Here is a 17,367-nt window from a genome sequence, read left to right as displayed (position 1 = left end):
GCGCTGTCGCTACGTGAGCTCCGTCGGCGAAGGCAGTTGTTGGCGGTATCCAAGTACTCCGACCGCGTTCTGGTGAAGGAGCGGCCGCGTATGCGCTCGCCGGATGTTGGTCTCCTTAGGTAAACACCTAGTCAGTAGGTGCACGACTCCACTGAGAAGGTCCGATCGCTGTTGCCCGGTGGAACCAGCGACCCACGCACGACAGCAAACCTTCTGATGGAGGGCAAAAGGATGTGCCTTTGACGGCAAGGTGCCTGTGGGAAGGGGAAAGAGCCTCTCCCGCAGGCACGTCAAGCCAGCCAATAGCGCGGGTCTGATTAGCCCGCCAGTCTTACGTAGTCGATCACGGCGGACGTGGACCCTGAACTTGACGCCTTGCCGAATGACAACTGAGCCTGTGCGCTCGCGTTGGCGGCGACGGGAGCGTGCACTCCGAGGTTCACCCCGTCGCGGCGCACGACGGCGGAGCCGTCGGACTGAACGGCAATATCGTAGACATGGTATGAACTTGCGTTGTCCAGCCCGCTCGCTAAGACGTCGAAAGTTGTTCCGTTGTAGTAGCGCAACGCTGTGGGGGTAATGGATAGATTGAACATTCGCTGACTACCCAGGTTGAGTGTGAAGTTCAGGCCCTCCCCAGTTCCTTGCGTCACGCGCGCGTTGAGCGAGGCAACGATGCCGGCGGACGTTTCGTAGCATTCGGTCAGGCCATTCCGTGACCATCGGGCCAAGCCGGAGGGGGCCGCAAGCGCGAGGGTTCCGCTTGAGGCGACGGTGTCTGTGGACTCAGGTCGCGCCCCGGTCCATGACCATGATGGTGATGCGTTAGACGGGAGGGTGTCGGCTTCAAAAAGGGTGGACTTCACTGCGCGGTAGGTTATTGAATCGACTGTCGCGTTTAGGCTTCCTGAACTTGATGCCTTGCCGAAGAACACGTTGGCGGTTGTCGATGCTGAGGTGCTCGTAGACGGGAACGTTCCGAGAACGCTGCCATCGCGGAGCACGGACGCGGCGCCGCCGTTTACCACCAACTCGTAGGTGTGAAATGCTCCTGCGTTATCAAGTTGGTCTGCAATCGTCGCGAACCCCGAACCGGTGTAGTAGCGGACAGCGGTCGTGGTGATGGAGAGGTTGTAGAGCCGACTCGAGCCTGCGTTGACGCCCAGGTTGAGGCCCTCGCCGGTTGCACTCGTCACACGCGCGCGCACGTCGAGCTTGAATGTTTCGTTTGAGCTCAAGCCCCCCAGGGATGAGGTGTTGGTCCAGCGCGACTGACCTGAGGTGCTGTTGACTGTGAGATTTCCGGCCGACACCGACGAGGTGGATGATTCGGTGCCCGCCCCCGACCACGTCCACGCTGGCGTGGAGGCAGTAGGTCTCACGCTGCCGTCATAGATGGCCACTCGTGCAGTGCAGTTCGACCCGGCGGTGACTTCGGCGGCAAGGGAAGTGTTGCGGGACGGATCTTGTGCGACGACGACGTAACGAAACTCACCGCTCGTGCCGACATCGCTCCATGACGTCGTCGTCACCTGGGCGACGAAGTTGGACGGGATGAGAGGGGGACTGCCAGCCGACGCGGCGCCTCGGTAGACGAGGTAACGGACCTTGCCACTGGCGTCCGTCGAAGGTGACCAGGTGAGAGTGTTACCCGTCGCGCTCGTCGCGCCCACCAATCCATTTACAGCGGTCGGTGCAGTCTGGTCGGAGGTTGCGTTTGGCAGGCTTGCGATAGGGACTCGCGTGATCTCGACGTCTTCCTTGTTCGTGGCGTAGCTGGCGAACACGAACCCGTTCCAGACGGTTGTTGACGGGTAGCTGTAGCAGTCGCCGCATTTGTAGAGACCCGGGAACCGTCGGGCTTGATGATCGGACGCGCCGCGAAGCAGGAAGGAGCGGTCGAAGGTGACTCCGTCGTTGCTGAGGGTTAGTGCCAAAGGGGTCCGCGCGTCCGCTTGGACAAGGGTGGGGGTGGAGACGATGTAAGCCCTGCCATCGGGAAGGTTTCCTGACGCGGGAAAGTTGCGGGCGTTCGTGAAGTTGGTCTGAACGGGCTTTGTCCACGTTGCGCCACCGTCGATGCTTCTGGATGCGAGCATAGTGAATCGAGATTGATCACGAAGCAAGACGATATATGCGCCGTCGGAGGCTTCATAGACTGCTGGCTCTATGTCGCGTCCGCTTGCTAGCAGGGGCATGGTTCCCGCCTGCCAGCCCGACAGTCCAGATGCGTCGTCGGTGTAGTAGGGAATGTTAATTCGGCTCCCGTTCTGCGCATAGCCCTGAGCGATAGCGACAAGGCGGCCGGTTGAAGTCTTGATTACGGACTGGCCGATGGCGCCCTCAAATGCCGTGCCGCTGTCGTCCAGGAGCTCGACGGGTGCGGACCATGTTGTCCCGTCGGTCGATGTGGTGATGAATGTGCGCCAATCATCGTTGTCGAAGTCATACTGACCGATATAGGCCACGAGAGTGTTGCCGTCAGTCCACCAACTGCCTGATGACGAGAAATATTGGCCGCCCCCGATGTTGGCCGGCGCCAACAACATCGGCGCGGACCAGGTGGCACCGTAATCCGTGCTGGTCGCGTAGTTCACAACACCGTCAATTTCGTCTTCGCCGGCGGAGGATGCCTGCCACATGGCGTACATCTTGGACTTGAAGCCGACGATCCGCACATTGTGGCTGAACTTAAAGGCGCTGTTCGTCTGCGGCGCATACACGGTCGCGGTGGTCGTACCAGTAGCCCGGACGAGACCCTGGTCGGCCTGCGACGAGTCGAAGGTGCCGGGGAACAAGTCGATCGGAGCGCCCGTGGGGGTGTTCACGGAAGCGTTTGGCAATGCTGAAGCAGCCCCGCCTGCGAACTGCAGGGTAGCCACGAGTGCAACGGCGACCGCAACGCCGACGGCTCCCCGGGATCGTTTGTGGGAAGAAAGCATCATCGCTCCATTCGTTCAAGTTCGTTAACAGTGCACTGTAAACGAACAATGGTCAAACAGGCTTCCTGAGTCTGTCGCGAAGTCTCAATGAGCCCGCGGGGGGAGCGCGCTCAGGCTGCAGGTGGGAATATGACTTCCTGCCGTAATCTGTCGACGGTAGGCAGGAGTAGTGATGTCCGATGTTGTGAAAAGGCCCGTCTCGCTCGGCGAGCAGGTGGCCGCGGTGCTTCGTCGACGCATTGTGCGCGGTGAACTCGGACCCGGTGACCGACTCACGGAAGAATCGTTGGCAGAGGAATTCGAAGTCAGCCGCGGTCCTGTGCGGGATGCCATCACGCAGCTCGTATTCGAGCGCCTGCTGCGAATACAGAAACCACGGGGTGTGTACGTGGTGGGTTTGAATGCAGAAGACATCGAGCAGCTCTACAGTCTGCGTGGTGCGTTGGAGCGGCTCGCCATCTCGCGAGCGATGCGAAGCGCGGTCGATGAGCGATGGTTGCCGCTGACAGCTTCCGTAAGCCTCATGAACGATGCCGCGGACACCCGCGACCATGCCGGCTTCCTTCGCGCGGATCTTGCGTTTCACAGTGAGATCTATGTCCTGTCGAACCATCCCCGGCTCGAAGCCGCCTGGCGGCAGTACTCGCCCACGTTCGAAGCGCTCCTCGAGGCGACAATCAACCACGACGACGACCTGCACGAGTCAGCGGCAGACCACCAGAGACTGCTTACCCTCATGCAGGCTGGCGATGAGGATGTTGCAGTGGATGCCCTCGAACGGCATCTTGAAGGCGCTCTCAAGCGCATGCTTCTCGAGCTTGAGCATCCTTCTGATCGAGAGCGTTGACAGTTCACTGTAAACAGTGCAGACTCGTCACAGCCGCAGTCAGCGGCTGCGATAAGAGAGTCAGCCTCAGTGTCGATCGAACAGGTCATCGTCGCCCTCCCCACGCTGTTCACCACGGAGGACGCGCTAGACGTCGACAACATGCAGCGCCTTTTCGACAAGACTGCGCTGCACGCCGATGCTGCGTTCGTCACCGGAACTAACGGAGAATTCCTCGCCCTGTCCCGAGGCGAGCGCGCCGACGTAGCGCGGCTCGCGCTCGCCTCATTCGGCGTAGAGCGGACCATCTTGCACGTGGGGGCGGTCACCACGTCGCAGGTAGAAGGGCTAATCCAGGACGGAATTGCGCTGGGCGCCACCCGGTTCGCCGTCACGCCGCCCCTGACGTTCGCGACCGACCAGTCGAGTATCCGGGCGCACTTCGCTCAGGTGAGGAAGCTGACTGCCGGACTAGCGCTCTACGCGTACCTCTACCCGGAAATCTGCCGCAACACCGTTGAGCCGGAAGAAGCGGCATTCCTCGAAGACCTGGGCTTCAATGGGCTGAAGATCTCAGGTACCGCCGCCAGGAAGTTGGACGACTACGCGCGGCGGCTGTCCATCCCCGTCTGGACCGGGGATGACCGGGACCTCGCATCGGCTCTTTCACGCGGAGCGACTGGTGTCGTCTCCGGCTGCGCCAATATCGACGCGCGCGCGTGGTCAGAGGTAAAGACCGCTCTCCTCGGTTATCACGACGCGCGAGCCGTGGCCGACGCCCAGGATCGTGTGAACGAGATTGTCGACGCGGTGGGACCCAGCATTGCTCACCTCAAACTCGGCCTGTCCGTTCTCGGTTGGGGAACCGGGAGCCTCCGACTCAACCTGCCTGCAGTGCCTGCCATTGACGCGGCACGCATCGGTCGACTGCGCGAGGAGGTCTCACTCAGCGACCGCCCCTGACCTCCTCGACGCCGAGGACCACCAAATACACAATGCACACCGAAGTGCCCTGCAAATCACAGGAGAACCAGAATGAAGAAGACCGTATACCGACTGGGGTCGATTGCAATCATCGTCGCCCTGGGCGTGAGCGCCCTGGCGGGGTGCGCCGCCGCCACTCCGACCCAGCCCACAGAGGAGCCCGCCGACAACGTGACCGAGCTCACGGTCTGGGCACGAGGCAACGCCATCGGGGAGGGGCTGTTCAAGCCGCTCGTTGATGAGTGGAACGCCACCCAGGATGTCGAGATCAGCCTCACACTTATCCCGAGCGCGGACATGCCCGCCAAGATCGCCACGGCCGCGGGTGCCAACCAGCTGCCCGACATCATCATCGCCGATGTCGGATACCTGCCGGCCCTGTCCAAGCAGGGGCTCCTGCAGGATCTGAGCGAGAACATCAGCAGCCTCGACTACGCGGATGAACTGGCCCCGTCGGCCATCCGTCAGGGCACCTCCGGCGACAAGCAGTTCGCCGTTCCCGCCTCCATCGACGCGTCGGTCATGTACGTGAACAAGTCGCTCCTCGCCGATGCCGGCGTCGATGATATCCCGACGAGCCTCGACGAAGTCGCGGAAGCGGCGAAGGCGGTTCGCGCTCTCGGAGACGACAAGTACGGCTTCTACGCCGCGGGAAGCTGCGGGGGATGCTTGATCTTCACCACGGCGCCCACCGTATGGGCCAACGACGGCGAGCTGTTCGAAGACGACGGAACGTCAGTCACGCTCGACACGCCCGAGATGAAGGAATCACTCGAGTTCTACCAGGGGTTGTGGAACGACGGGGTAATGCCGGCAGAGTCCAAGGCCGAGACCGGCTCGAACTGGAACAACGTCTTCGCGCCGGGCAACCTCGGCATCCAGTTCGTCGGTGCCAGCCTCCTGTCGACGCTCAAGACGGCCAACGTCCCGTTCGACTGGGACGTGTCCGCGATCCCCGGGCCGACCGGTGGCGAGTCCTCCTTCATCGGCGGTGACGTCTTCACCGTCACGAAGGATGCGCAGAGCGTAAACGCGGCCTGGAAGTTCATCAGCTGGGCGACCGAGGAGGCTCAGCAGGTCGACCAGTACGCGAAGGATGGCTGGCTGGTCGTTCGCACCGACCTGACCGACAACGAGTACACGGCCGATGACCCGCGGCTTCAGAAGGTCAACGACCTCATCGCTGTGGGCAGCACCCCGAACTCCGCATCCAACGCAGCCATCTTCAACGACCCGGCGGGCCCGTGGCTTGCGGCGTTCCGCAAAGCGGTCTACGACGGTGACATCGACGGGGCACTGGAAGAAGGCGAGAAGGCCGCTCAGGCCCTCTTGGACCAGGGCTGACCGGACAGTCCTTCCCGATCACCCCGGGGCTCCGCGCCCCGGGGTGACCTCCCCTTCAGAAAGCAGCGACATGGCAACCACAACCGCCAGGATGCTTCCGAGGCGCGGTCTCACGAAGGCTGTCCGGGAGAGCATTTCCGGGCTCGTCTTCGTACTGCCAGCCACGATCCTTCTCGTCATCTTCTTCGCCGTTCCGCTGGTCACGTCCGGCGTGATGTCGTTCTTCAACTGGCCGATCTTCGGCGAACCGGAACCGAACGGCGTCAGCAACTATGTTCGCGCGCTTCAAGACCCCATCGTCTTGAACTCCATCGCCTTCACCTTGTTTTACACAGTGCTCGTCACGGCCCTGACCCTGGTGCTGTCTTTCGGGCTGGCTGTCCTCGTGCAACGCGGAGGACGGGCCATCGGCCTCTTTCGGACTGCCATCTTCCTACCCTCCGCTATCGGCCTCGGCCTGGCCGGACTGCTGTGGGGCTTCCTCTACAACGCCCAGGTCGGTATCTTCTCCGCCCTCGGCCAATGGCTGGGACTCGCGGACGGTCCAATCCTCTTCTTCGACACTCAAGGCTCGGCCTTGGCTTCCGTCGTCGTGATGGTCCTTTGGAAATCATTGGGGCTGAGCATGCTGGTCATGCTTGTCGGACTGCAAGGTATCCCGACCGAGCTCTACGAGGCCGCGCGCATCGATGGAGCATCTGGCGGACAACAGCTCACACAGATCACGCTGCCGCTCATGCGACCGACCTTCGCGCTTCTGCTGGTCCTGAATCTTTCGGGAGCGCTCCTGTCCTTCGACCAGTTCTTCACCATGACCGCGGGCGGGCCAGACCAGAGCACCCTCACTATCGTCTTCGCGATCTACCGTGCCGCGTTCACACAGTTGCAGCTCGGGTACGCCGCCGCCCTCGGAGTGCTGTTGATGGCGCTGGTCGTTTTGGTCAATCTGATCCAACTCGCGGTCGTACGCGGAAGGAACCGGTGACATGTCCACCACGCTCCGCTCAACACGCTCCGCCTCGACCGCAGTGTCGACGTCCCCGAAATCCAAGAAGCGCCGCAAGTCATCGATGCGCGGACTTCTGACGCTGCTCGTCGGAGCAGTGGTCGCCTTGACCTTCCTATTCCCGTTCGCCTGGTCTGTGTTCATCTCCTTCGGCATCTCGCCAGGTGGGCAGGCGCAGGTCGTGCCGCAACAGTTCGGGTGGGACAACTATGCCCGACTGGTCGACTATGGGTCAGGGATCCTCACATACCTGGGCAACACGGCACTGGTCGCGACGCTTTCGGTCGCTTTCACCCTCGCGGTCGCCATTCCCGCAGGCTATGCATTCGCTCGCTTCGCCTTCCCCGGACGTGCGCTGCTGTTCTTCGCCATCCTCGCGGTCATCATGGTCCCGCACGCGAGCCTTCTTGTGCCGATGTACACCCTGTTGGCGAAAGTCGGTGGCACCAACTCCCTTGTCGTGTTGGCGCTCATCTACGCCACGTTCCAGCTCCCGTTCGCGGTCTACATGATGCGGAACTCGTTCGAATCCATCCCACGCGAACTGGACGAGAGCGCGCTCGTCGACGGCTGCGGGCCGATTCGCGCGCTATGGAGCGTGCTTCTGCCCATCGTGGTCCCCGGGATCGTCACCGTTGCACTGTTCGCGTTCCTAGCAGCATGGAACGAGTTCCTGGCACCCCTGATCTTCCTCACCAGCGATGACAAGTTCACACTCCCGATTGCGCTCTCATCAGTATCCGTCGGCGAGATGGGCTCCGTGGACTACGGCGCTCTGCAGGCAGGCATCACCGTCAGCGTCCTTCCCTGCATCATCATCTTCGTCGCGTTGCAGAAGTACTACGTCAACGGCCTTATCAGCGGCGCCCTCAAAGGCTGACCGCATGGAGAACCACTCATGAGGAACCCCGTCCACCCCACTCGCTCCGCCATCGCCGAGGCCGACCCGCTCGACGGTGAGTTCATCGTCCGCGGCGGTTTCTGGGGCAGATGGCGCGAACGCAACGCCAGCGCCTCCATCGACCATGGAATTGACTGGATGGAACGCGCCGGATACCTCCACAACCTCCGGCTAGCCGACGGATCAGCACACGGTGACTACCGCGGCCCGCACTGGATGGACTCCGACCTGCACAAGCTCCTCGAGGCCATCGCCTGGGTCCCCGCCGATGCCCGCGACCCCGCGCACGCAGAGTTCTACGAGCAGATAGTCGAGCTTCTGCAAAGCGCCCAGCTCGACGACGGTTACCTGAACTCTTACTACCAGACCGCGGGGTCCGGCCGCCGATGGACAGACTTCGCATTCGGCCACGAGATGTACCTTGGCGGCCACCTGATCCAGGCCGGAGTGGCAGGACACCGGAACTTCGGGGACGACAGGCTCCTGACCGTCGGAACGCGATTCGCCGACCACCTCTGGGACAGATTCGGACGAGACGGCGAGTCCCGCATCGACGGTCATCCTGAAATCGAAATGGCCCTCGTCGAGCTCTACCGGACAACCGGCGAAGAACAACACCTGGAACTGGCGAAACTGCTCGTCGACCGACGTGGCTACTCATCGCTTGGACCGGGGCACTTCGGCCTCCTCTACTGCCAGGACGCGACACCGATCCGTGAGATGCGAGAGCTGGACGGTCACGCCGTTCGCGCGCTCTACTACGCCGCCGGAGCGACAGACGTCGCCGTGGAGACCGGCGACCAAGACCTCCTCAACAACCTGGAAACCCTGTGGGACGACCTGGTCGCTACGAAGTCCTTCGTCACCGGTGGTGTCGGTTCCCGGCACTTCCACGAAGCCATCGGTGATTCCTACGAGCTCCCGCCGGACCGTGCGTACTGCGAAAGCTGCGCGTCGATTGGCAAGATTATGTGGTCGCACCGCCTGCACCTGGCGACAGGGAAGGCGAGCTTCGCCGCAGAAGCAGAACGAGTCCTCTACAACGGGTTCGCCGCATCGACATCAGCAGACCGCACGCACTTCTGGTACCGAAATCCGCTGTACCAACGCGAGGCAATCACACCCGCGCCTACCGACAGCCTCCTCGAAGAACGCATCGACATCGGCACGCGAGCGAGTTGGTACGACACCTCGTGCTGTCCTCCGAACATCATGCGAACTGTTGCCAGCCTCGACAGCTACCTCGCCTCGATGTCCGGTGACGTGCTCAACCTGAACCACCTCGTCCCCGGCGAAGTACGCGCCACCATCGCTCAGCGTGACGTCACCCTGGAGATACAGACCGGCTTCCCCACCGCTGGCGGCGTCTCCCTGCGCCTTCTCAACGGCCTCCCGCAGAGGGTCCGCGTACGCATCCCGGAATGGGCGGAGGCAGCGTCCGTGCATGGCGACATGAATCGTCGACACGTGGCGGCCGGCGAGTACGCGGAGGTCCTTGTGGGCACTGAGTACGTCCACATCGACATTCCGCTCACGCCGCGCCTTGTATTCCCCGACCGACGAATCGAAGCCGTTGCGGGCCAGGTCGCTGTGGCCCGCGGACCTGTGATCCACGCCTTCGAGGCGCTGGACCTCGACGACCCGAATACCCTGCACGACCTCGTGGTCAGCACCGCAGACGCGCCGGCCGAACACGGCGAAGCCACCGACCTTGACCTCGGCCCCGACCTCCTCGTCGTCGGCGGTGTCATGAAGAGCGCCGCCCCGGCGAGCCCCTACGGTCCGCGTCTACCCGAAGCCGCGGTCAAGCCGCTCATGCTGCGAAGCCGCCCATACGCAACGTGGGCGAACCGAGGAGCGACCGCAATGCGGGTATGGACGCCTGCCGACTGACCGGCGCAAGAGGAGAAGAACTGATGGTGCTTTACGACTACCCGACCGCCGAACCCCGCCTCGAGATGCCGTCTCGGACGGCTTATCTCGTGGCATCTGGCGATTTGCGCGAGCCCGCAAACGTTGCTGGCTGGCCAGCGCAGGTTGAACTCGAAAAGAACATCACCCGGATCATGACAGACCTTGGATGGTCGGTCATCCGCGGGAACACTACTGACCCTCTAACCGGACACGGCTTCATCTCCGGCCAGCGGATGGGTCTCAATGTGTTCGCACAGATCCCACCGAGCGCGCCACTCATCGTTGCCGAAGCGGTATGGCAGTACTCCCATCATGTCCTCGCCGGATTGCGAACCCACACCGGTCCCATCCTCACGGTCGCGAACTTCTCCGGCGAGTGGCCCGGACTGGTCGGACTCCTCGGACTCAACGCAAGTCTCACCAAGATGGGGAGACCATACGCAAGCGTTTGGTCCGTCGACTTCGACGACGTGTGGGCGCGCGACCGCATAGACGAGTGGACTCTAACTGGGCGAATCGAGCATGACTTCTCCCACGTGCGCGGCCTGCCCGACCTCCCTTCGAGCCCGGAGGCGGATCTTGGAAGGGCGTTGGGCGACCAGCTGCTTCGTGAGAAGGCGATCATCGGTGTGTTCGATGAGGGCTGCATGGGCATGTACAACGCGATCTTCGACGACGAGCTTCTCAACCAGACCGGCATCTACAAGGAGCGGCTGTCGCAGTCGGCGCTCTATGCCGAGATGCTGAACGTGACGGATGCCGAGGCGGACGCGGCGTACGACTGGCTGATCGAGGCGGGCATGACCTTCGTCTACGGCGAGGATGCTGCGACCGAGCTCACCCGCGACCAGGTGCAGTGGCAGCTGAAGATGTACATCGCAGCGCTCCGGATCGCCGACGACTTCGGTCTCGACGCTGTGGGCATCCAGTACCAGCAGGGGCTCAAGGACCTCACTCCGGCATCAGACCTCGCCGAAGGCATCCTCAACACGACCGATCGCCCGCCGGTCTTCTCGCGGGACGGGAAGCGCGAGCTGCACGCCGGTCGGGCCTTCCCGCACTTCAACGAAGCCGACGAAGGGGTCGCGGTCGACGCGCTCATCACCGACCGTGTCTGGCGGGCGATGGGACTTGTTCCCGACAACACCCTCCACGACGTGCGCTGGGGCGAGGACTACGACGGCGAGTTCGTCTGGGTCTACGAGATCTCGGGCTCGGTCCCCGCGTCGCATCTCGGCGGGTGGGACAAGGCAGAGGGCTGGCGCCAAGGCCACGTCTTCTTCCCAGCCGGCGGCTCGACGATCAATGGCACCTCGAAGCCGGGCGAAGTCGTGCTGTCGCGCGTGTTCATCGCCGACGGCATCCTCCAGGTCGATCTGCTCCGCGGCACGGTCGTCGAACTGCCGGAAAAGGAGACGCAGCGGAGGAAAGACGCGACCAACCCCGAATGGCCCATCGCGCACGTCGTCCTGCACGACGTCTCCCGCGACCAGTTCATGGCACGTCACAAGGCGAACCACGCCCAGCTCGTCTACGCGCCCGACGCCGACACCGCCGACAAGGCCCTCCTCGCCAAAGCCGCCATGTTCGAGCGCATTGGGATCAAGGTCAATCTCGTTGGTGCGATCAATGGGATCTAGCTCAACACCGATGTGCACGAAGCAAGAGGCCGTGCCTCACCGGCCCATCATTCGAGAGGTGACGGCGTCGCGCTTCTTTGACCTTCTGATTGCTACGTCGCTGGTGATCGCGTGGGGGTGTATCGAACTCCCCTCGCCCGCGTTCGGCTCCGTTGGCGTAAGCGAGCACAGACCAACGGTCCTATATCCCCCTTCGGCATTGTCGTACTGCTCGTCCTCGATTGGATGCACCGAGTGAATCTCCGCTAGATCCTCACCTGTGCGATCATTGATCGCCAAATCATCTGAGTGGTGGCCGGATCCATGACGGCTTCAAGTCCGTGGCCATCGATCGCACGATCAGCATCATCGGGTGGACTCCACCGCGTTGGGTGTTCACGCGCCGGCCCTCCGTCCCTCCGTCCCCGGGAGCCTGACGTCATTTCGGTCTGCTCTGACTGGGGGTCCCACCCCAGTACTGCCCACCCGTGCAGGCCGATTGGCTTGTCGGCTACCAAGCCCCGTACCGATGGCCGCGGGAAGACTTCGGGAGTAGCTGTCGACGACACAGCACGACTCCACGCTCTCGCGAAGGGTTGAGAACGACGCTCAGCAGCCAGAAGTCATCTGCGACGCGGCAAACAGTCGCCCCGCGAGAGGCTGAGTCGCATAGGCGTCAGCGGTCAACCCGACGCGCGCTGTCGTGACCACGAGTGTCGTGAGACTCGGGCCCGCGAACACCGCCGACGTGACCTGTTTCGCTGGGACGCGAATACGCCCCGACTGCTCGCCCGACGGTGAATAGCGACGCACCTCTCCCCCGCCCCAGATCGCAACCCACAAGTCGCCTGTGGCATCCACGGTCATACCGTCGGGGTAGCCGTCGTCGATGCGGATCAGAGGGCGCCACACGTCGAAGTGCGGTCCCTGGGCGCGGGAGATCGTGCGGGCTGTTGTGTCGACATGGTAGAGCCACTGGCCGTCGGGGGAGAAGGCAAGCCCGTTGGACAGGCCGATTCCATCGCGCAGCATCGTCCATGTTCCGTCCGCCTCGAGTCGAGCAAGCCGCTCGTCGCGGGCGCCGTCGTCGGCGCCGGGGGTTAGCGTGCCCGCGATCACCCGTCCTTGCGCGTCCACTATCGCATCGTTGAAGCGGCGCCCCGTTGCGTCGTCGGTAAACAATGCGTCGGAGAGATGTCCGGTGCCGAGGTCGAGGACGCGCCCGCGCTGCGGCACCACGAGTCTGCCCGTGGCGCTGCGCACGCAAAATCCGACCGGTAAGTCCGAGCGGTACAGGAGTCGTGGCTCGGCGAGTCGCTCGCCATCGAAGCTCGCTGCCCACACGGCACCGTCGTCGATGTCGACCCAGCGCAGGAGCCCACTCTCTCTCTCCCAGGCGGGACCCTCTGCGAGCGCGAAGGACCGAGCGCTGATCGGATGAACCTGCCACTCGATGGTCATGCGTAGCGTGCTCCGAGTCCACCGTCGACCGCCCAGTTCGCGCCGGTCACGAAGCCGGCGCGGTCCGACGCAAGGAACACGATCACCTCCGCCACCTCTCGCGGCTGGGCGATGCGCCGAAGTGCGTGGGTGTCGTCGATGCGGCGGCGCTCAGCGGCATCCAGCCGAGCGAGATCGTCGAGGACGCGTTGGCTGGCAGTCCAGCCGGGACTGACCGTGTTCACGCGGATGCCGCGGGGGCCGAGGTCGAGCGCCAGCGATCGGGTAAGACCCGTCAGGCCCGCCTTCGCGGCGGGGTAGGGAAAGGCCCCTTCCGCCGTCAGGGTGGCGTGCAGGGAGGCGATGTTCACGATCGACCCGCCGCCTGCCGAGATCATCCCGGGAGTGACGGCTCGGCTGAGCAGCCAGGGGGCACGCAGATCGAGGTCAATTACCTCGTTCCAGCGTTCGGTGGTCGCATCGACCGGGTCCAATCCGCCATCTCGGCTGGCGCTATTGACGAGGATGCGCGGCGGTCCGTCCGTGGCGCCGATCCGCGCGATCGCCCTCTCAATCTGGTGCTCATCGGTGATGTCGACGTGGAGGAACCGGGCGCGCTCGCCGATACGCCCAGCGAGCGCCGACCCGGCGATCTCGTCGACATCGATGATCCAGACGATCCCGCCTTCGCGCGCGCCCACCTCTGCGGTCGCCGCTCCAATACCGTGTGCACCGCCCGTGATGATTGCGAGGCGGTCTTGCCAGAGTCCGATTCCACTCACCATTCTGCATACCCTCCGTCGTCATGTCGCCAGGTGGGAGCATGCCAGTCGTGTCCGATGCGCGCAGCGTCGCGCACAGCCGCCTCGTCGATCTCTACACCTAGTCCTGGGCCAGTCGGACACTGGATCCACCCCTCCCGGATGTCGAAGACCGAAGTATCGAGCAGGTAATCGAGGAGGTCGGCGCCTTCGTTGTAGTGGATGCCGAGGCTCTGCTCTTGGATGAGGAAGTTGGGCGAGGCGAAGTCGACCTGCAGGCTTGCAGCGAGCGCCAGAGGGCCTAGCGGGGAGTGCGGAGCCAGTGCCGCGCCGGCGGTCTCGGCCGCTACGGCGATCCGACGCGTTTCGGAGATCCCCCCGGCGTGCGAGACATCGGGCTGGGCGATCGCGAGCCCCTCGGCAAGCAGCGGCGCGAAATCCCACCGCGAGTAGCAGCGCTCGCCCGCCGCGATCGGGATCGATGTGCTCGCGACGATGCGCGAGACGTGGCGAGGCAGCAGCTCGGGCACGACCGGCTCCTCGACGAACATCGGTCGGAGGGGCTCGAGCTCCGGCAGCAGTCGGATCGCCATCGCGGGGCTCACGCGACCGTGGAAGTCCAGCGCGAAATCTGCCATCCCGAGGGCCTCGCGCGCCTCTTCGGCTCGAGCAATGATTTCCGCGACCGCGGCGAGGGAGTCGACCGGCAGGAGTGGTCCTGACGCGTTCATCTTGACCGCGGTGAGGCCTTGTTCGAGCCGTGCGGCGATGTGGTCCTTCAGCGCCGCGGGATTGTCGCCGCCGACCCAACCGTAAACCCGGGCCCGGTCGCGGACGGCGCCGCCCAAAAGCTCGTACACGGGAACGCCGTGGCGTCTGCCCGCGACGTCCCAGAGGGCCTGGTCAACCCCCGCGATCGCGCTGGAGAGCACCGGCCCGCCGCGGTAGAAGCCGCCCCGGGTGAGTGTCTGCCACAAGTCCTCGATGCGAGTCGAATCGGCGCCGACGATCAGGGGGCGAAGATCCTCGAGGGCTGCGGCGACGGTGCGAGCTCGGCCCTCCACGATGGGTTCCCCCCACCCCACCACCCCGGCCGTTGTCTCGACACGAACGAACAGCCATCGCGGCGGGATCAGAAAGGTCTCCATGCGGGTGATCGTGTCCACCAATTCATCCCATCTTGTATGACAGCAACGCGCGGATTCGCGGAGAATTATGCTGATTCGTGACTTGAGGACCTAAAGGTATCTGATATGTTGCCATCATGAAACCTGCTTCGGAGGACGAGCTCAGCTCGACGCGCGTCATTCGCCTCCTCCGCGAGATGGTGGTGACAGACCTGCGGCCAGGTGACCGCCTGCCGGGAGAGTCGGAGTTGGCCGCGCGGTTCGGTGTCTCGCGTCTGACGATTCGAGAGGGGATCAAGGCGCTGTCGGGGCGAGGGCTCGTCGCGGTGCGTAGGGGAGCGCGCCCGACCGTGCTCGCGCAGGACAGCTCACTCCTGTCCGACTACTTCGGGATCGAACTGCGCCGCGACCCGCGCGGCCTGCTCGAGCTGCTCGACATCCGTCGCTCGCTCGAAACCCTGAGCGTCAGCGATGCCGCTGCAGCGTCGACTCCCGCTGCGGTCGCCGCGCTGACGGCGCCGATCGACCGCATGGCCGCGGACGTCGAGCAGCTTCGACACGGCGACGACGTCGGCGAGGCCTTCCATCAGGCGGATCTCGACTTTCATGCTGCGCTGTCGCTCATCTCCGGCAATCGGATGCTCGCGCGACTGATCGACGGTCTGACGCAGTCGCTGCACGACAGCTTCCTCGTGTCCGCCCAGGGGCACGCGTTGCGCGGACATGGCGCCGAGGAGGTCGTGGCCGCCCATCGAGCGATCGCTGACGCCGTCGCGGCTGGAGACCGGGCGCGCGCAAAGGCTGCGATGCTTAGCCACCTCGACGAGACCGAGCGCGACCTGCTCGCCGTCCTGTCGGCGACGCCAGAACATGCATCGAATCGAAAGGACGAGCAATGAGATTGGCCCGCTGGGGAGAAGAGGGACGCGAGATCCCCGTCGTCATCCGACCGGATGGGCACGTGGTGGATGTCTCGCACGTCATCGGTGCCGATTCTCGCGGCCTGTACGAGGAAGGCGCGTTGTTGTGCCTGGCGGAGGCGGCTTCCACTGTTCAGGCCACCGTGCCGAAGACTGCGCGACGCGGCTCGCCTGTGCCGACTCCGGGAAAGATCGTCTGCGTCGGGCTGAACTACCGAGCGCACGCACACGAGGCCGGCATGGCGATTCCCGACGAGCCCATCCTGTTCATGAAGGCGCCCGACACGGTGGTCGGCGCCGATGACGCGCTGATGATCCCGCCCGGTAGCCTCAAGACGGACTACGAGGTCGAACTCGGAGTCGTGATCGGACGCACGGCGCGGCGCCTGCCCGACGACGCGGATCCGCTCGATCACGTCCTGGGCTATCTCGTCCTCAACGACGTGTCCGAGCGCGAGTACCAACTCGAACGCGGCGGGTCGTGGGACAAGGGCAAGAACTTCGAGACCTTCTGCCCGCTCGGACCGGAACTGGTGACGGCGGATGAGGTGCCCGACCCGCAGGCTCTACGCTTGACGTCACGCGTCAACGGCGAGGTTCGACAGGACTCGTCGACCGCCGACATGATCTTCCCGGTCGCGGAACTCGTCCGCTATATCAGTCAGGTCATGACGCTCTATCCCGGGGACGTGATCGCCACCGGCACACCGCAGGGAGTCGGGTCCGGATACACGCCACCTCGTTTCCTCCAGGCAGGTGATGTGGTCGAGATCGAGATCGAGACGCTCGGTCTGCAGCGACAGACGTGCGAGCCCTCATGAGCAATGTTGCCCCCGCCTTCGATGGCGGATATACGGTGATCGTCGTCGGCGGGGGCGGCGGTATCGGCCGCGCCACGGCACTGCACCTGGCCGAGGTGGGCGTCGGAGTCGCCGTCGCCGACCGCGATCTGAACGCCGCTCGATCGACCGTGGACGCCATCGGTTCCGACGACCGCGCCATCGCGGTCCGCGCCGACGTGGCGGACGAAGGAAGTGTGAGCGCGGCGCTCGCCGAGATCCTGAGGTGGCGGCCTCAGGTGCATGCACTGGTGAACACAGCGGGGATCCAGGGTCCCCTGGGCCACCCGAGCCATGAGGTTGACATCGCCGACTTCGAGAAAGTCGTGCGCGTCAATCTGACCGGAGCGCTCGTTCTCACGCGCGTCGTCGTGCCGCACATGCTTGCGCACGGGTACGGCCGGGTCGCGCATGTCGCCTCGATCGCCGGCAAAGAGGGCAATCCGAACATGATCGCGTACTCGACGAGCAAGGCGGGGCTGATCGGGCTTGTAAAGGCCCAGGGCAAGGAGTACGCGCAGACCGGAGTGCTCGTCAACGGCGTCGCTCCCGCCGTCATCCGTACGCCCTTCCTCGACACCCAGCCGGCCGAAGTGGTGCGCTACATGGAGGAGAAGATCCCTATGGGTCGCGTCGGTGAGGTCGATGAGCTGGCCGCCCTCCTGCAGTTCATGATCTCGCCCGGCTGCAGCTTCACCACCGGCTTCATCTTCGACGCCTCCGGCGGGCGGGCGACCTACTGAC

Annotated in this window: 14 protein-coding genes and 1 pseudogene; 11 read left to right on the top strand and 4 right to left on the bottom strand. The window is 64.0% G+C overall.

The genetic code is table 11. The features are described 5' to 3' along the window. Positions 1-317: 317 nt before the first annotated feature. Positions 318-2,945, bottom strand: a complete 2,628-nt coding sequence (locus ACTIFV_RS12245; RefSeq protein ID WP_439593057.1) for an exo-alpha-sialidase — start codon at positions 2,943-2,945, stop codon at positions 318-320. Positions 2,946-3,114: 169 nt separating this feature from the next. Here ACTIFV_RS12245 and ACTIFV_RS12240 point away from each other — a divergent pair, with 169 nt between their 5' ends. The 7 genes from ACTIFV_RS12240 (at position 3,115) to ACTIFV_RS12210 (ending at position 11,557) form a co-directional block, all read left to right on the top strand. After that, positions 3,115-3,789: a GntR family transcriptional regulator gene (locus ACTIFV_RS12240; protein WP_439593056.1), complete on the top strand. Its 675-nt coding sequence runs from the start codon at positions 3,115-3,117 to the stop codon at positions 3,787-3,789. Between the two features lie 69 nt (positions 3,790-3,858). After that, a complete protein-coding gene (locus ACTIFV_RS12235) occupies positions 3,859-4,731 on the top strand; it encodes a dihydrodipicolinate synthase family protein (RefSeq protein ID WP_439593055.1) in 873 nt (290 codons plus the stop codon). 72 nt (positions 4,732-4,803) lie between these two features. Continuing rightward, complete coding sequence (locus ACTIFV_RS12230) at positions 4,804-6,096, top strand: ABC transporter substrate-binding protein (protein ID WP_439593054.1); 1,293 nt, start codon at positions 4,804-4,806, stop codon at positions 6,094-6,096. 70 nt (positions 6,097-6,166) lie between these two features. After that, positions 6,167-7,081, top strand: a complete 915-nt coding sequence (locus ACTIFV_RS12225) for a carbohydrate ABC transporter permease (RefSeq protein ID WP_439593053.1) — start codon at positions 6,167-6,169, stop codon at positions 7,079-7,081. Position 7,082: 1 nt separating this feature from the next. After that, positions 7,083-7,982 carry a carbohydrate ABC transporter permease gene (locus ACTIFV_RS12220; protein ID WP_439593052.1) on the top strand — a complete coding sequence of 300 codons (900 nt, stop codon included), beginning with the start codon at positions 7,083-7,085 and terminating at the stop codon, positions 7,980-7,982. 18 nt (positions 7,983-8,000) lie between these two features. Beyond that, positions 8,001-9,896, top strand: coding sequence for a glycoside hydrolase family 127 protein (locus tag ACTIFV_RS12215; protein ID WP_439593051.1), 1,896 nt, complete (start codon positions 8,001-8,003; stop codon positions 9,894-9,896). Further along, entirely contained in the window at positions 9,845-11,557 is a 1,713-nt protein-coding gene (locus ACTIFV_RS12210) for a fucose isomerase (protein ID WP_439593050.1), read from the top strand. Before ACTIFV_RS12215 ends, ACTIFV_RS12210 begins: the two co-directional genes overlap by 52 nt. 588 nt (positions 11,558-12,145) lie before the next feature. Here the strand turns inward: ACTIFV_RS12210 and ACTIFV_RS12205 are convergent. From ACTIFV_RS12205 to dgoD, 3 genes are read right to left on the bottom strand one after another with little or no spacing between them, the layout of a single operon-like run. Further along, the gene (locus ACTIFV_RS12205) at positions 12,146-12,997 is read right to left on the bottom strand and encodes an SMP-30/gluconolactonase/LRE family protein (protein WP_439593049.1); all 852 of its coding nucleotides are present in this window, start codon (positions 12,995-12,997) and stop codon (positions 12,146-12,148) included. Beyond that, positions 12,994-13,761 carry an SDR family NAD(P)-dependent oxidoreductase gene (locus tag ACTIFV_RS12200; protein WP_439593048.1) on the bottom strand — a complete coding sequence of 256 codons (768 nt, stop codon included), beginning with the start codon at positions 13,759-13,761 and terminating at the stop codon, positions 12,994-12,996. Before ACTIFV_RS12200 ends, ACTIFV_RS12205 begins: the two co-directional genes overlap by 4 nt. Further along, positions 13,755-14,885: a galactonate dehydratase gene (dgoD, locus tag ACTIFV_RS12195; RefSeq protein WP_439593047.1), complete on the bottom strand. Its 1,131-nt coding sequence runs from the start codon at positions 14,883-14,885 to the stop codon at positions 13,755-13,757. Before dgoD ends, ACTIFV_RS12200 begins: the two co-directional genes overlap by 7 nt. 116 nt (positions 14,886-15,001) lie before the next feature. On the opposite strand from dgoD, the pseudogene ACTIFV_RS12190 reads away from it, so the two are divergent. The 4 genes and pseudogenes from ACTIFV_RS12190 to ACTIFV_RS12175 form a co-directional block, all read left to right on the top strand. Next, a pseudogene (locus tag ACTIFV_RS12190) lies at positions 15,002-15,193 on the top strand (FadR/GntR family transcriptional regulator); the annotation flags it as partial. 21 nt (positions 15,194-15,214) lie between these two features. Further along, on the top strand, positions 15,215-15,763 hold the full coding sequence (locus tag ACTIFV_RS12185; protein ID WP_439593087.1) for a FadR/GntR family transcriptional regulator: 549 nt from the start codon (positions 15,215-15,217) through the stop codon (positions 15,761-15,763). Further along, a complete protein-coding gene (locus ACTIFV_RS12180) occupies positions 15,760-16,605 on the top strand; it encodes a fumarylacetoacetate hydrolase family protein (RefSeq protein ID WP_439593046.1) in 846 nt (281 codons plus the stop codon). Before ACTIFV_RS12185 ends, ACTIFV_RS12180 begins: the two co-directional genes overlap by 4 nt. Then, positions 16,602-17,366 carry an SDR family NAD(P)-dependent oxidoreductase gene (locus ACTIFV_RS12175; RefSeq protein ID WP_439593045.1) on the top strand — a complete coding sequence of 255 codons (765 nt, stop codon included), beginning with the start codon at positions 16,602-16,604 and terminating at the stop codon, positions 17,364-17,366. Before ACTIFV_RS12180 ends, ACTIFV_RS12175 begins: the two co-directional genes overlap by 4 nt. Position 17,367: the final 1 nt, after the last annotated feature.

This window comes from Microbacterium sp., assembly GCF_051860965.1.
GTDB lineage: Bacteria > Actinomycetota > Actinomycetes > Actinomycetales > Microbacteriaceae > Microbacterium.
This window is presented reverse-complemented; position numbering and strand designations above follow the sequence as displayed.

Excerpts from the sequence above, each read along its gene's own strand:
- ACTIFV_RS12205 (WP_439593049.1), bottom strand. The coding sequence starts at position 12,997 with ATGACCATCGAGTGGCAGGTTCATCCGATCAGCGCTCGGTCCTTCGCG.
- ACTIFV_RS12240 (WP_439593056.1), top strand. The coding sequence starts at position 3,115 with ATGTCCGATGTTGTGAAAAGGCCCGTCTCGCTCGGCGAGCAGGTGGCC.
- ACTIFV_RS12230 (WP_439593054.1), top strand. The coding sequence starts at position 4,804 with ATGAAGAAGACCGTATACCGACTGGGGTCGATTGCAATCATCGTCGCC.
- ACTIFV_RS12200 (WP_439593048.1), bottom strand. The coding sequence starts at position 13,761 with ATGGTGAGTGGAATCGGACTCTGGCAAGACCGCCTCGCAATCATCACG.
- ACTIFV_RS12180 (WP_439593046.1), top strand. The coding sequence starts at position 15,760 with ATGAGATTGGCCCGCTGGGGAGAAGAGGGACGCGAGATCCCCGTCGTC.
- ACTIFV_RS12225 (WP_439593053.1), top strand. The coding sequence starts at position 6,167 with ATGGCAACCACAACCGCCAGGATGCTTCCGAGGCGCGGTCTCACGAAG.
- ACTIFV_RS12220 (WP_439593052.1), top strand. The coding sequence starts at position 7,083 with ATGTCCACCACGCTCCGCTCAACACGCTCCGCCTCGACCGCAGTGTCG.
- ACTIFV_RS12245 (WP_439593057.1), bottom strand. The coding sequence starts at position 2,945 with ATGATGCTTTCTTCCCACAAACGATCCCGGGGAGCCGTCGGCGTTGCG.
- ACTIFV_RS12175 (WP_439593045.1), top strand. The coding sequence starts at position 16,602 with ATGAGCAATGTTGCCCCCGCCTTCGATGGCGGATATACGGTGATCGTC.
- ACTIFV_RS12215 (WP_439593051.1), top strand. The coding sequence starts at position 8,001 with ATGAGGAACCCCGTCCACCCCACTCGCTCCGCCATCGCCGAGGCCGAC.
- dgoD (WP_439593047.1), bottom strand. The coding sequence starts at position 14,885 with ATGGAGACCTTTCTGATCCCGCCGCGATGGCTGTTCGTTCGTGTCGAG.